Below are 13616 nucleotides of genomic sequence, written 5' to 3' on the forward strand. Positions count from 1 at the left end.
CTGACCGCGCGACACTGCGTTCGCCAAACGACAAGATCCGGAGACAAGATGAAGTTCCCCCGCCATGCCCTGGCTGCCGCTGCGCTTGTCGCCGCGGCTTTCCCTGCCTTCGCCCAGCCCGCCCAGCCGCTCAAGGCCGAGGTCATCCACTGGTGGACTTCCGGCGGTGAATCTGCCGCGGCCAAGACCCTGGCCGAGGCCTACAAGGCCCAGGGCGGCATCTGGGTGGACACGGCCATCGCACTGGGCGAGCAGGCGCGCTCGGTCGCCATCAACCGCATCGCCGGCGGCAACCCGCCCACCGCCGCGCAGTTCAACACGACCCAGCAGTTCCGCGACATCGTCGACCAGGGCCTGCTGAACAACGTCGACGAAGTCGCCAAGCGCGACGGCTGGGACAAGTTCCTGCCCGAGACCGTGTTGAGCGCCATCCGCGTCAACGGCCACTACTACGCCGCCCCGGTCAACATCCACAACATGACCTGGTTCTGGTTCTCCAAGGCCGCCTTCAAGAAGGCCGGCATCGCGGAAGAGCCCAAGAACTTCGACGAGCTCTTCGCCGCGCTGGACAAGCTCAAGGCCGCCGGCCTCGTGCCGCTCGCGCATGGCGGCCAGCCCTGGCAGGACGGCATCGTCTTCACCGCCACGCTGGCCCACTTCGGCGGCCGCGACCTCTACCTGAAGGTCTTCCGCGACCGCGACCCCAAGGCCATCCTGGGCGAGGACTTCAAGAAGGTGCTGCTCGCCTTCAAGCGCCTGCAGAGCTACACCGACAAGGGCTCGCCGGGCCGCAACTGGAACGACGCCACCGCCATGCTGATCAGTGGCCGCGGCGGCGTGCAGATCATGGGCGACTGGGCCAAGGGCGAGTTCGCCCAGGCCAAGCAGGAAGCCGGCAAGGACTACGGCTGCGCCCCCGGCTTCGGCCCGAACGCGCCCTACATCATCCAGGGCGACGTGATGGTCTTCCCCAAGACCACCAAGCCCGACCAGGTCAAGGCTCAGCAGCTGTTGGCCAGCGTCATCACGCAGCCGGCCACGCAGGTCGCCTTCAGCATGAAGAAGGGCTCCATTCCCATCCGCACCGACGTGGACGTCAGCAAGATGGACCTGTGCGCGCAGATGGGCGTGGCGGCGATGAAGGACAAGTCGCGCCAGCTCGGCAACGGCGAGATCTACATCACGCCCGACCAGAACGGCGCCCTGCAGGACGTGCTGACGAGCTACTGGAACCGCAACCTGCCGGTCGAGAAGGTCCAGAAGGACATCGTCAACGCACTGAAGTCCTGACATGCGCCGCCGCTCTCTCGCGGCCTGGGGTGCGTTGCTGCCCCTGGCCCTCGTCGTCTTCGTCGGCTATGTCGGCACGGTGCTGTGGACGCTGCGCACCTCGGTGTCCAGCTCGCGCACCTTCCCCAAGGACGACTTCGTCGGCCTGCAGCAGTTCGAGCGCCTGCTCGACAACGACCGCTGGCAGCACGCCATCCACAACCTCGCCGTCTACGGCGTGCTCTACATCGTCGCGGCGATGCTGATCGGCTTCCTGCTCGCCGTCTTCATCGACCAGAAGGTGCGTGGCGAGGGCGCGCTGCGCACGGCCTTCCTGTACCCGTACGCGATGTCCTTCGTCGCGACGGGCCTGGTCTGGCAGTGGGTGCTCAACCCCGACAGCGGCCTGCAGAACGCGATGCAGCAAATGGGCTGGAAAGACTTCCAGTTCGACTGGATCGTCGACCAGGACATGGTCATCTACACGGTCGTCATCGCCGGCACCTGGCAAGGCGCGGGCCTCGTGATGGCGCTGATGCTGGCCGGCCTGCGCGGCATCGACGAGGAGATCTGGAAAGCCACCAAGCTGGACGGCATCCCCACTTGGCGCGTCTACCTGTCCGTCGTGCTGCCGATGATGGGCCCGACGTTAGCCACCGTCTTCACGCTGCTGGCCACCGGCGTGGTGAAGGTCTTCGACACCGTCGTCGCGATGACCCAGGGCGGCCCCGGCACGGCGAGTGACGTGCCAGCCAAGTTCATCATGGACCACTTGTTCGGCCGCGCGAATCTGGCGCTGGCGTCGGCGGGTGCCGTGGTGCTGCTGATCACCGTGCTCGCACTCGTCGCGCCGCTCGCCTATGCGCGCAGCCGGCAAGTGGCGAAGGGAGGCCACGCATGAAGCGCAAGGCCACAGCCCAATGGGCGCGCATGGGCGTCTACGCCTTCCTGCTGTTCGCCGCGGCCTTCTTCCTGCTGCCGCTGTACGTCATGCTGACGACCTCGTTCAAGAGCATGGAAGAGATCCGGCTCGGCCAGATCTTCGCGCTGCCGTCGTCCGTCACGCTGGACGCCTGGCGCGCCGCCTGGAGCGAGGCCTGCACGGGCGTCAGCTGCGAGGGCATCCGCGGCGGCTTCTGGAACTCGGTGGCCATCACGGTGCCGTCGGTCATCCTGCCCATCCTGCTCGGCGCCATCAACGGCTATGCGCTGAGCTGGTGGAAGCCCAAGGGCAGCCAGTGGCTGTTCGGCATCCTGATGATGGGCGCGTTCATCCCCATCCAGGTGATGATCTTCCCGCTCGTGAAGCTGGAGGCCGCGGTCGGCATCTACAGCAGCCTGCCGGGCATCGTCGTCGTCCACCTCGTGTTCGCGATGCCGGTGATGACGCTGCTGTTCCGCAACTACTACGCCAGCCTGCCGATGGAGCTCTTCAAGGCGGCGCGCGTGGATGGCGGCGGCTTCTGGCGCATCTTCATCCAGCTGGTGCTGCCGATGTCCACGCCCATGCTGATCGTCGCGGCCATCATGCAGATCACCGGCGTGTGGAACGACTACATCCTGGGCCTGACCTTCGCCGGCCGCGAGAACCAGCCGATGACGGTGCAGCTCAACAACGTCATCAACACGACGACGGGCGAGCGTCTCTACAACCTCAACATGGCAGCCACGATCCTGACGTCGGCGGTGCCCCTGTTGGTCTATCTGATTTCCGGGCGCTGGTTCGTCCGGGGCATCGCGGCAGGAGCCGTCAAATGAGTGGCGTGAACATCCAGGCCTTAAGCATCCGCTTCGGCCACAACGAAGTCATCAAGGGCCTGGACCTCCAGGTCATCGAAGGCGAATTCCTCGTGCTGCTCGGCCCCTCGGGCTGCGGCAAGTCGACGCTGCTGCACAGCATCGCCGGCCTCATCGACGTCAGCGGCGGCAGCATCCACATCGGCGGCCAGGACATGACCGACGCCGAGCCCTCCGAGCGCGGCATCGGCATGGTCTTCCAGAGCTATGCGCTGTACCCGACGATGACGGTGGAGCGCAACATGTCCTTCGGCCCGCGCGTGGCCGGTGTGCCCAAGGCCGAGATCGAACGCCGCGTGACGCGCGCAGCCGAGATGCTGCAACTCACGCAGCTGCTGAACCGCAAGCCCGCGCAACTGTCCGGCGGCCAGCGCCAGCGCGTCGCCATCGGCCGCGCACTGGTGCGCGAGGCCGGCGTGTTCCTGTTCGACGAGCCGCTGTCCAACCTCGATGCCAAGCTGCGCGCCGAGCTGCGCCGCGAGTTGAAGCTGCTGCACCAGACGCTGGGCAACACGATGATCTACGTGACCCACGACCAGGTCGAAGCGATGACGCTGGCCTCGCGCATCGTCGTCATGAAGAGCGGCGTCATCCAGCAGATCGGCACGCCCAGCGAGGTCTACGAGCGCCCGGCCAATCTCTTCGTCGCCGGTTTCCTCGGTGCGCCGGCCATCAACCTGGTGCCTGCGAAGGTCGGTGCCGATGGTCGGTCCCTGGAAGGCGCGCTGCCGCTGCAACTGGCCGAGGGCCGCGTGAAGGCCGGCCAGAGCGTCGTGCTGGGCGTGCGCCCCGAGCATGTGCGCCTGCAATCCGACGGCCGCTGGCGCGCGACCGTGCAGCTCGTCGAGCCCATGGGCAACCACCAGGTTGTCTGGATGAAGCTGGGCGAGCAGGGCTTCTCCGTCCTCATCCATGACGGCCGCCGTGTCGCCGCGGGCGACGAGCTGGCCTTCGACATCGACGAGACCGCGCTCAGCGTCTTCGACGCCGCCACCGAGCAGCGCCTGGCCTGATGGACGCCCTGCGCCGCATCGTCATCGTGGGCGGCGGCAGCGCCGGCTGGATGTGCGCGGCGGCGCTGGCGGCGCGGCTGGGGCAGGGGCGCTGGCAGATCACGCTGATGGAGTCCGATGACATCGGCATCGTCGGTGTCGGCGAAGCCACCATCCCGCCCATCCGCGGCTTCAATGCGCTGATCGGGCTGGACGAAGACGAGTTCCTGCGCGAGACCGGCGGCACGTTCAAGCTGGGCATCGAGTTCGTGAACTGGGGCGCGCAGGGCGAGCGCTACATGCACGCCTTCGGCGACATCGGCCGGCCGCTGGACGGCCTGCCCTTCCACCAGCACTGGTTGCGTCAGGGCGCTGCACTGCCGCTGGCCGAGTTCTCCATCAACAACCAGGCCGCGCTGGCCGGCCGCTTCATGCGGCCGCGGCCGGACATGGCCGGCTCGCCGCTGGCGGAGATCAACTACGCCTTTCACTTCGACGCGTCGCGCTACGCCGCGCTGTTGCGCCGGCATTCGGAAAAGCTGGGTGTTCAGCGCATCGAAGGCCGCATCGACCGCGTCGATCGCGATGAGGCCGGCATCCGTCGACTGCATCTGCACGATGGCGCCGCGGTCGAAGGCGACTTCTTCCTCGACTGCTCCGGCCTGCACGCACTGTTGATCGGCAAGACGCTGGGCGTGCCGTTCGAGGACTGGTCCAACTGGCTGCCCTGCGACCGCGCCTGGGCCGTGCCGACGCCCTACACCGGCCCGCTGCTGCCCTACACGCGCGCCACGGCGCACGACGCCGGCTGGCAATGGCGCATCCCGCTGCAGCACCGCACCGGCAACGGCCATGTCTTTGCCGGCGCCTTTGTCGACGAGGCCACGGCGCGCGACACGCTGCTGAAGAACCTGGAAAGCGCGCCGCTCGCCGAGCCGAGGTTGATCCGCTTCCGCACCGGCCGCCGCCAGCAGTCCTGGGCCGGCAACTGCGTCGCCATCGGGCTCTCCAGCGGTTTCCTGGAGCCACTGGAGTCGACCAGCATCCACCTGATCCAGAGCGCCGTGCTGCGCCTGATCGAGCTGTTCCCCAGCGCAGGTCTGGACGCCGCCGACATCGCCGAATACAACCGCCAGACCGCCGCCGAGATGGCCGCGGTGCGTGACTTCATCATCCTGCACTACAAGCTGACGCGCCGTGACGACTCGGCCTTCTGGCGCCACTGCCGCGCGATGGCCGTGCCTGAATCGTTGCAGCACCGCATGGACCTGTTCGCCAGCAACGGGCGCCTCTACCGCCAGGGCCAGGAGCTGTTCTCCGAGCCGAGCTGGCTGCAGGTGCTGCTCGGCCAGGGCTCGATGCCGCGCGGCCACCACCCGTTGGCCGCCACCTGCTCGCGCGAGCAGGCCCAGGCATTCATCGATGACACGCACCGAGTCGTGCGCCGCTGCGTGGACGTGATGCCCGCACACGCCGATTTCATCGCCGCCCACTGCGCGGCTCCATAAGCCAGAGACCATGAAGACACTGCTTCTGACCCTGACGGCCGCCCTCGCCGGCATTGCTAACGCTGCAACTGTACGGGCTTTCCTGACCACGGCCGACCAGCAGCACCTGCTCGCGCCCAGCGCCGTCACGGCCTCGGCCAAGGCCGGCGCCGTCATCCGCATCGACCCCGCGCGTCAGCATCAGCGCATCGCCGGCTTTGGCGCCGCCATCACCGAAGGTTCGGCCTGGCTGATCAGGAACGGCATGAGCCAACCTCAGCGCGACGCATTGATGCGCGAGCTGTTCACCCGCGAAGGCAATGGCCTCGGTTTCGAGCTGACGCGCTTGACCATCGGCGCGTCGGACTTCTCGCGTCGCCACTACAGCCTGGACGACATGCCGCCGGGCCAGACCGACCCCGAGCTGAAGCACTTCTCGCTGGCGCCCGAGCGCGACGACGTCGTCCCCGCCACCAAGCAGGCGCTGGCGCTGAACCCCAAGCTGCAGGTCATGGCTTCGCCCTGGAGCGCACCGGGCTGGATGAAGACGACCGACAGCCTCGTGCAGGGGCAGCTCAAGCCCGAGTTCTATGGTGCCTTTGCGAAGTACATGGTGCGCTACGTCGAGGCGATGCAGGCCGAGGGCGTGCCCATCTTTGCGCTGACGCTGCAGAACGAGCCCCACTTCGAGCCGCCGGACTACCCCGGCATGCGCGTGCCGCCCGCCACGCGCGCCGCCGTCGTCGGCCAGCACCTCGGCCCGCTGCTGAAGAGCAAAGGCATGAAGACGCAGATCCTGGAGTGGGACCACAACTGGGACGAGCCCTGGAGCCCGCTGGCCATGCTGTCCGACGCCACCGCGCGCAAATACGTGTCGGGCGTGGCCTGGCACTGCTACGCGGGCGACGTGTCGGCGCAGTCACAGGTGGCCCAGCACTTTCCCGAGCTGGACGTCTGGTTCACCGAATGCTCCGGCGGCGAATGGAAGCCGCAGTGGAACGAGACCCTGCCCTGGATCACGCGCAACCTCATCATCGGCAGCACCCGCCATGGCGCGCGTGGCGTGCTGATGTGGAACCTCGCCCTGGACCCGGCCTACGGCCCGCACCTGGGCGGCTGCAAGGACTGCCGTGGCGTCGTCACCATCGACCCCAAGACCGGCAAGGTCACACGCAACATCGAGTACTACGCCTTCGGCCACGCCAGCCGCTTTGTGCAGCAGGGTGCGCGGCGCGTCGATTCGGAAGGCGGTGCCAAGGGGCTGGATCATGTCGCCTTCACCAATCCCGACGGCAGCAGCGCCCTCATCGTCAGCAACTCCGCCGCCGAGCCGCGCCGCTTCACGGTGCAGGCACCGGGCCAGCGCTTCAGCTATGAGCTGCCGGCCAGTGGCGTCGTCACCTTCACCTGGTGACTCCCATGCGCACGCTCCTCATCGCTGCTTTGCTGGCCGCCGGCAGTACGGCCCAGGCGTTGGAACTCGCGGGCGTGTTTGCCGACCACATGGTGCTGCAGCGCGACGCGCCACTGCGCGTCTGGGGCCAGGCGGAGCCGGGCCAGCACGTGCGTGTGCAGATCGCTGGCCGCGCAGCTGCCGCAACGGCAGGCAAGGACGGTCGCTGGCAGGCGACGCTCGCGCCGCTGAAGGCCGGCGGCCCGCACCGATTGCAGGTCAGCGCGGGCGGCGATCAGCGCGCCCTCGACGACGTGCTGATCGGTGACGTCTGGATCGCCTCGGGGCAGTCGAACATGGAATGGCGGCTGGCCGATTCCAGCAACGCCGCCGCCGAGATCGCCGCTGCGGGTGCGCATCCGCAGATCCGCCACGCCAAGATGCCGCATCGCATCAGCCTCACCCCGCTGCGCGACGCGCCGCCGCTGCGTTGGGACGTCAGCAGCCGCGCCACGGCGGGCGACTTCAGCGCCGTGGCCTGGCACTTCGCGCGTCGCGTTCAGGCGGACGTCAAGGTGCCCATCGGCATCCTGAACCTCAGCTGGGGCGGCACCCATGTCGAGACCTGGACCAGCCCGCGTGCCGCAGCGACAGACCCCGATCTGGCCGACACCCTGCGCGCGATGCCGGCCGATGCGGCCGCCTTCGTGCAAAGCCGCCGCGACCTGATGCTGGCGCGCGTGCGCCGCTTCCAGGGCGAGATGTCCGAGGTGGCCGGGGCCGACCCCACGCTGGTTGATGCTGCCTGGCCGACGCTGAATGCGCCCCAGGTCTGGGAGACGCAGGGCCTGCCCGGCATCGATGGCCGCGTCTGGCTGCGCCGCCATGTCACGCTGACAGCGGCGGAGGCCGCCGGTGTCGCCACGCTGCACCTCGGCGCCGTCGACGACTGCGACGAGAGCTTCGTCAACGGCCAGCCCGTTGGCAAGACCTGCGGCTGGGAGACGCCACGCGCCTACGCCCTGGCCGCCGGCCTGCTGCGCGCGGGCGACAACCTCATCGCCGTGCGCGTGACCGACACCGGCGGCGATGGCGGCATCCACGGCTCCGCCGCGAACCTGCGGCTGGACACGGCCGCCGGCTCCAAGCCCCTCGCCGGCCGCTGGCAGGCTCGCGTCGAGTCTCTGCAGCCCGTGCAGGAACCCGGCCCCAACGATCTGCCCAGCCTGCTCTTCAACGGCATGGTCCAGCCCTTCACGCCGTTCGCAACCAAGGGCGTGATCTGGTACCAGGGCGAGACCAACGCGCCGCGCGCGGCCCGCTATGCCCAGGCCTTCCCGCGTCTCATCGAGGACTGGCGCGCGCAGTGGCAGCAGCCGGCCATGCCCTTCTACTTCGTGCAGCTCTCTTCCTACGGCCCGCGCCCGCCTTTGCCCGAAGGCAGCGCCTTCGCCGAGCTGCGCGACGCCCAGCGCCAGACGCTGGCCCTGCCCGCCACCGGCATGGCCGTCAGCATCGACGTGGGCGACGCCAACGACATCCACCCGCGCGACAAGCGCACGGTGGGCGAGCGCCTGGCCCGCATCGCGCTGGCCCAGGCCTACGGCAAGCCCATGCCTTTCAAGGGCCCGACGCTGCGCACGAGCCGCGTGCTGCCGGAGGGCCGCTTCGAGCTGGTCTTCGGCGACATCGCCGGCGGCCTGGCCACGCGGGGTGGCGGGCCGGTGCTGGGTTTTGCCGTCGCGGGCGACGACCAGCGCTTCGTGCCGGCCCGGGCCGAAATCGTCGGCAAGGACCGCATCCGCGTCTGGAGCGAGGCGGTGCCCAGGCCCGCCGCCGTGCGCTACGCCTGGGGCGACACACCGCTGCAAGCCAACCTCGTCGACGGCGCCGGCCTGCCGGCCACGCCCTGGCGCAGCGACGCCTGGCCGCTGGCCACGCGTGACATTCGTCCGGAGTTCTAACGACACGGAGCCTGCACACGCTCGCGTTCCACGCCCCATCCTCGCTAGGATGGCGCGATGACCTGGCTGCTGCTGATCAGCTCCAGCCTCCTGCTGATGCTCGGGGTTGCAATGCTCGTGCTGGCCAAGCTGGAGCCGGCGCATAACCACATCAGCGATTGGGGCTGGAGCCAGATCTTTCTCGCTTTCGGCCTGGCGCTGGGCGTGGCCCTGGTGCCGCCGGACTCGCAGTCCCTGCACTACAAGCTGCAGGCCACGGTGGCCACCGCCTGCATCATCGCGTCGCTGGCCTGGCAACTGGCCGGCGCCAGCCACTACCGCGGCCGGCCCTGGCACTGGAAGCAGACCACGCCGCTTTTCATCGCGCTGCTGGGCTTCATCCTGGCGCTGGCCATCGTGCAGCAGCGGCTGGGCGTCTTGGCGGCGGCGGCCATCCTGACCGGTGGCGCCTGGCTGGCGGCCTGGTGGCTGTGGCGCGGCGGTGCACCGGACGAGCGCTTCGTCGCCGTCTGCTACACGGGCCTGGGCTTCGTCCACCTGAGCGGCCCGCTGCTGGACCCGCTGGCGCGCTCCCCGGCCACCCATGTCGTCGGCACCTATGTGCAGGGCACGCTGGCGATGGCGTTGATCCTGCTGTCGGTGCGGCGCGCGCACCGCGAGGCCAAGCGCATGAGCGAGCGGCTGGGCCAGCTCTACGAGCAGTCCATGCAAGGCCTGCTGGTGGTGCGCGAGGGCCAGGCCGTCTACGCCAACCCGGCCGCGCTGGCCATGTTCGGCTTCAGTGGCGTGGAGGCCATTGGCGCCATCGGCCCGCTGATCGCCTCATCCGACATCGAGGCCGCGCGGGGCCGCTATCAGCGCCTTCTGCAGGAGCGCAGTGGCCAGATCGCCTGGGAAGGCGAGCGCTACCGGCGCGACGGCAGCGCCATCTACCTGCGCGGCAGCTCCAGCTACATCGAATGGGAGGGCGGCCCGGCCCTGCTCGTGCTGATCCTGGACGAGACCGAGCGCCAGCGCGCCACCGAAGCGCTGCGCCGCCAGGCCCTGCACGATGAGCTGACCGACCTCCCCAACCGCCACGCGGCGCTGGCCCGCCTGACCGAGCTGACGGCGCCCGGGGCGCCGGGTTTTGCGCTGCTGTCGGCCGACCTGGACCGCTTCCAGCTCGTCAACGAGAGCCTGGGGCACGAGACCGGCGACGCGCTGCTGCAGGCCATCGCCGCCCGGCTGCGCGAGGCCCTGCCGCCCGAGGCGCTGCTGGCGCGCCTGGGCGAAGACCAGTTCCTGCTGCTGCAGCCCGGCGTTGTCGACGACGCGGGCGCGCTGCTGACCGGCCAGCGCGTGCTGGCGCTGATGAATGCGCCGTTCGCCGTCGCGCACCGGGAGCTCTATGTCCATCTGTCGGTCGGCGTGGCGCGCTTCCCGGCCCACGGCCAGGACGGCGCGGCCCTGCTGCGCGCGGCCGACATGGCCATGCACCAGGCCAAGCAGCAGGCCGGCGCGGCCGTCGTCGTGTTTCATCCCGGCATGGCCGCGAGCGCCGGTGGCCTGCTGGAGATCGAGCAGGCCCTGGCCGCTGCCATCGAGCAGCAGGAGTTCCAGCTCGACTACCAGCCCAAGTTCGAAGCCGTCAGCCGGCGCCTGACCGGCTTCGAGGCCCTGGTGCGCTGGCAGCGGCCCGGGCGTGGCCGTGTCAGCCCGGCGGACTTCATCCCCGCCGCCGAGCGCACCGGCCAGATCGTGCCGCTGGGCGCGTTGATCCTGCGCCAGGCGGCCCAGCAGCTGCGCGCCTGGCAGCAGCAGGGCCTGGCCGTGATGCCGGTGGCCGTCAATGTGTCGCCGCTGCAGTTCGAGGACGCCGGGTTTGCCGACTGGCTGCTGGCACTGGTGCGCGCCCATGGCGTGGACCCGACGCTGATCGAGGTCGAGATCACCGAGACCGCCGCGATGACGCACATGGACCGCGTGCTGCCCCAGTTGGCGCGGCTGCGCGAGGCCGGCGTGGGCGTGGCGTTTGACGACTTCGGCACCGGCCAGAGCTCGTTGACGCTGCTGCGCCGCCTGCCCATCACCACGCTCAAGCTCGATCGCAGCATGATCGACCCGCTGCCCGAGCCCTCGGCCGGTGCCGTCGTGCGCGCGGCCTGCGTGCTGGCCCAGGCGCTGGGCCTGTCCATCGTCGCCGAGGGCGTGGAGACCGAAGTGCAGGCCACCGCCGTGGAGGCCCTGGGCTGCACGCATCTGCAGGGCTGGCTGCTGTCCCGGCCCTTGCTGGCCGAGGCGGCGGCGGCCTTGCTCAGCGCGCCATCAGCTCACCCATCCGGATCGAGCCACCCGGCTGCCACGCCGGGTTGAACTGCAGGCCGCTCTTCTCGAACAGCATGACGACGGTGGAGCCGAGCAGGAAGCGGCCCATCTCGTCGCCCTGGGCCAGCGTGACCTGGCCAGGGGCGTAGTCCCACTCCCGCACCGGGCCGCTGCGCTTGATGAGGCCATGCCAGGGCGTGGCCATGCTGCCGACGATGGTGGCGCCCACCAGCACCAGCACCCAACGGCCCAAGGTGTCGTCATCGAACACGCAGACGACGCGCTCGTTGCGCGCGAAGAGGCCTGGCACGCCGCGGGCCGTCGTCGGGTTCACTGAGAACAACTCACCCGGCACGTGCACCATGCGCACCAGCCGCCCGGCGGCGGGCATGTGGATGCGGTGGTAGTCCTTGGGGCTGAGGTAGAGGTTGGCGAACAGGCCGTCCTGGAACTGCGCAGCGAGTGCCGCGTCGCCACCGACGAGCGCCGTCGTCGTGAACGCCTGGCCCTTGGCCTGGTAGATCTGGTCGCCCTGGATGCGGCCGACCTGGCTGATCGCGCCGTCCACCGGGCAGATCAACGGCGCCTGCGTGAGCGGCCGCACGCCGGGTTTCAGCGCCCGCGTGAAGAAATCGTTGAAGGTCGCGTAGGTCGTGATGTCCGGCTCGGCCGCCTCGGCCATGTTGACGCCGTATCGCGCAACGAAACGTTGGATGGTCGACGTCGTCACGCCGCCCAGGGGCTTGGACGCCAAATACCCGGCCAGGCGCGTCATCGCCAGCTTGGGCATCAGGTATTGGGGCAGGACTTTGAGGCTGTCGGACATGGGCGATGAAGGTCGGCGCACCGCGACGGTGCTGCTGCGGGCGTGCGGATTATCCGAGCGCCACTCGCTAATCCGAGTGCCCCGAGCCACGAGGAAACCAGAAGGCAACGCAGGATCCGGCCGCTATCCTGTTGGCTGCCGGTTGCCCTTGCATTCACGGGCCACGGAAAACAAGCAACACAGGGAGATCACAGATGTATCGAAACAGAGTCGCCGCAGGCTTCTGCGCCCTTTTGTTGGCACCCGCTACCTGGGCGAGCGTGGACTGGGAATGGTCGTTCACGCAGGCCACCGTCAATCTTGCACTCAGCCCCTCGGTCTATCTGACGCTCACCAACTTGGCGACGTCGGACGAAAGCATCACCGATGCGCGTATCGATTTCATGACCCTTGGCACGTACGGGGTCCTTGTCGACCCGTCCAACGGCAGCGTGCTGACGGCGACCCTCCGCGACCGCTCCGGTTTGGTTGCGCCGGGTCAGTCGGTGACCTTCGAGGCATTCAGGTTCTTCTTCGGCGGGCCGGTCGCACCAGGGCTGCCGTCGAACGGTTTTCAGCAGGTCGTTGCGCCTTCGATGATCATCACCAGCTGCCCGAACCCGGTCTACTGCACGGACTCGAAGCCGAGCCCGTCGGCGTTGACGTTGACCTATGTGCCGAGCCCCGTGCCCGAGCCGGCCACGTGGGGACTCATGTTCGCCGGCCTGGTCGGCGTGGGCAGGCTGGCGCGCCGCCTTCGGTAAAAATGGCCGGGTGAATCCCGGTCAAGTCCACAGCTCCTTCTATCGCTTCACCCTGATCGCTGATCCGGTGCAGTTTGCCGCCTGGGTGCGCGAGGCGGCACGGGGGCTGGGCGGCGTGGTGCTGGTGGCCGGGGAGGGCCTGAGCGCCGCCGTTGCCGGCCCGGCCGAGGTGCTGACCCGCTTCGAGACCGCGCTGCAGCAGCAACCGGGCTTTGCCGGCCTGCATTTCAAGCACAACGCCTGCGAACGACCGCCGTTCAGCCTGCTGAAGGTCTCGGTCAAGCGCGAGATCGTCGCCTTCGGTGTGCCCGGCGTGAGCGGAGAGGACACGGGCACCCACGTCAGCCCGCAGCGCTGGCGTGAACTGCTGGCCGACCCCGACACCGTCGTCCTCGACAACCGCAACAGCTTCGAGTTCAAGCTCGGCCGTTTTCGGGGCGCCATCGACCCCGGCGTGGCGCACTTCCGCGACTTTCCGGCCTATGTCGAGGCGCACCGCGACGAGTGGCAGGGCAAGACGGTGGCGATGTACTGCACCGGCGGCATCCGCTGCGAGAAGACGGCGGCCTGGATGCAGGAGCGCGGCCTGAAGGTGGCGCAGCTCGATGGCGGCATCCTGAACTTCCTTGAGGCCTTCCCCGACGCCGCAGCGGACTGGCAGGGCGAGTGCTATGTCTTCGACAAGCGCATCGCGATCGACGCCCAGGCCCGCGAGACCGGCACGACGGCCGAGCAGGTGTTCAGCGATCCGGCGGACGCCTGGCGGCTGGCGCGGGCCAGGCGGCTGGACCCGGCTGCGGAGGACTGAGGCTGGACCGAGAACAGGCCCTGCGGCCTG

At 69.1% G+C, this 13616-nt stretch carries 11 protein-coding genes; 10 read left to right on the top strand and 1 reads right to left on the bottom strand.

The window, feature by feature from the left end:
* Window positions 1-48: 48 nt before the first annotated feature.
* Genes AC07V5_RS05590 through AC07V5_RS05625 form a run of 8 tightly spaced genes read left to right on the top strand, consistent with a single transcriptional unit; the run spans window position 49 to window position 11257 of the window.
* The gene (locus tag AC07V5_RS05590) at window positions 49-1290 is read left to right on the top strand and encodes an ABC transporter substrate-binding protein (protein ID WP_495114630.1); all 1242 of its coding nucleotides are present in this window, start codon (window positions 49-51) and stop codon (window positions 1288-1290) included.
* A 1-nt stretch (window position 1291) separates the two neighbouring features.
* The gene (locus AC07V5_RS05595; protein WP_495114631.1) at window positions 1292-2170 is read left to right on the top strand and encodes a carbohydrate ABC transporter permease; all 879 of its coding nucleotides are present in this window, start codon (window positions 1292-1294) and stop codon (window positions 2168-2170) included.
* Window positions 2167-3027 carry a carbohydrate ABC transporter permease gene (locus AC07V5_RS05600; RefSeq protein WP_495114632.1) on the top strand — a complete coding sequence of 287 codons (861 nt, stop codon included), beginning with the start codon at window positions 2167-2169 and terminating at the stop codon, window positions 3025-3027. Before AC07V5_RS05595 ends, AC07V5_RS05600 begins: the two co-directional genes overlap by 4 nt.
* Window positions 3024-4079 (top strand): ABC transporter ATP-binding protein, encoded by a 1056-nt coding sequence (locus tag AC07V5_RS05605; protein ID WP_495114633.1) that lies wholly within the window; start codon window positions 3024-3026, stop codon window positions 4077-4079. Before AC07V5_RS05600 ends, AC07V5_RS05605 begins: the two co-directional genes overlap by 4 nt.
* Entirely contained in the window at window positions 4079-5566 is a 1488-nt protein-coding gene (locus AC07V5_RS05610) for a tryptophan halogenase family protein (RefSeq protein ID WP_495114634.1), read from the top strand. The genes AC07V5_RS05605 and AC07V5_RS05610 overlap by 1 nt, the downstream gene beginning before the upstream one ends.
* A gap of 10 nt (window positions 5567-5576) precedes the next feature.
* Complete coding sequence (locus AC07V5_RS05615; RefSeq protein WP_495114635.1) at window positions 5577-6959, top strand: glycoside hydrolase family 30 protein; 1383 nt, start codon at window positions 5577-5579, stop codon at window positions 6957-6959.
* 5 nt (window positions 6960-6964) lie between these two features.
* The gene (locus AC07V5_RS05620; protein ID WP_495114636.1) at window positions 6965-8902 is read left to right on the top strand and encodes a sialate O-acetylesterase; all 1938 of its coding nucleotides are present in this window, start codon (window positions 6965-6967) and stop codon (window positions 8900-8902) included.
* 57 nt (window positions 8903-8959) lie between these two features.
* Complete coding sequence (locus tag AC07V5_RS05625) at window positions 8960-11257, top strand: putative bifunctional diguanylate cyclase/phosphodiesterase (RefSeq protein ID WP_495114637.1); 2298 nt, start codon at window positions 8960-8962, stop codon at window positions 11255-11257.
* On the opposite strand, the gene asd is transcribed toward AC07V5_RS05625, so the two are convergent.
* Window positions 11199-12035 (bottom strand): archaetidylserine decarboxylase, encoded by an 837-nt coding sequence (gene asd, locus AC07V5_RS05630; protein ID WP_495114638.1) that lies wholly within the window; start codon window positions 12033-12035, stop codon window positions 11199-11201. The genes AC07V5_RS05625 and asd overlap by 59 nt on opposite strands.
* Before the next feature lie 194 nt (window positions 12036-12229).
* Here asd and AC07V5_RS05635 point away from each other — a divergent pair, with 194 nt between their 5' ends.
* On the top strand, window positions 12230-12778 hold the full coding sequence (locus AC07V5_RS05635) for a PEP-CTERM sorting domain-containing protein (protein WP_495114639.1): 549 nt from the start codon (window positions 12230-12232) through the stop codon (window positions 12776-12778).
* A gap of 10 nt (window positions 12779-12788) precedes the next feature.
* On the top strand, window positions 12789-13586 hold the full coding sequence (gene trhO, locus AC07V5_RS05640; RefSeq protein WP_495114640.1) for an oxygen-dependent tRNA uridine(34) hydroxylase TrhO: 798 nt from the start codon (window positions 12789-12791) through the stop codon (window positions 13584-13586).
* The last annotated feature ends 30 nt before the right edge of the window (window positions 13587-13616 follow it).

Source organism: Roseateles sp. GW821-FHT02E12, from assembly GCF_059421665.1.

Coding starts and splice junctions, on each gene's coding strand:
- AC07V5_RS05590 (WP_495114630.1), top strand. CDS start 49: ATGAAGTTCCCCCGCCATGCCCTGGCTGCCGCTGCGCTTGTCGCCGCG.
- AC07V5_RS05595 (WP_495114631.1), top strand. CDS start 1,292: ATGCGCCGCCGCTCTCTCGCGGCCTGGGGTGCGTTGCTGCCCCTGGCC.
- AC07V5_RS05600 (WP_495114632.1), top strand. CDS start 2,167: ATGAAGCGCAAGGCCACAGCCCAATGGGCGCGCATGGGCGTCTACGCC.
- AC07V5_RS05605 (WP_495114633.1), top strand. CDS start 3,024: ATGAGTGGCGTGAACATCCAGGCCTTAAGCATCCGCTTCGGCCACAAC.
- AC07V5_RS05610 (WP_495114634.1), top strand. CDS start 4,079: ATGGACGCCCTGCGCCGCATCGTCATCGTGGGCGGCGGCAGCGCCGGC.
- AC07V5_RS05615 (WP_495114635.1), top strand. CDS start 5,577: ATGAAGACACTGCTTCTGACCCTGACGGCCGCCCTCGCCGGCATTGCT.
- AC07V5_RS05620 (WP_495114636.1), top strand. CDS start 6,965: ATGCGCACGCTCCTCATCGCTGCTTTGCTGGCCGCCGGCAGTACGGCC.
- AC07V5_RS05625 (WP_495114637.1), top strand. CDS start 8,960: ATGACCTGGCTGCTGCTGATCAGCTCCAGCCTCCTGCTGATGCTCGGG.
- asd (WP_495114638.1), bottom strand. CDS start 12,035: ATGTCCGACAGCCTCAAAGTCCTGCCCCAATACCTGATGCCCAAGCTG.
- AC07V5_RS05635 (WP_495114639.1), top strand. CDS start 12,230: ATGTATCGAAACAGAGTCGCCGCAGGCTTCTGCGCCCTTTTGTTGGCA.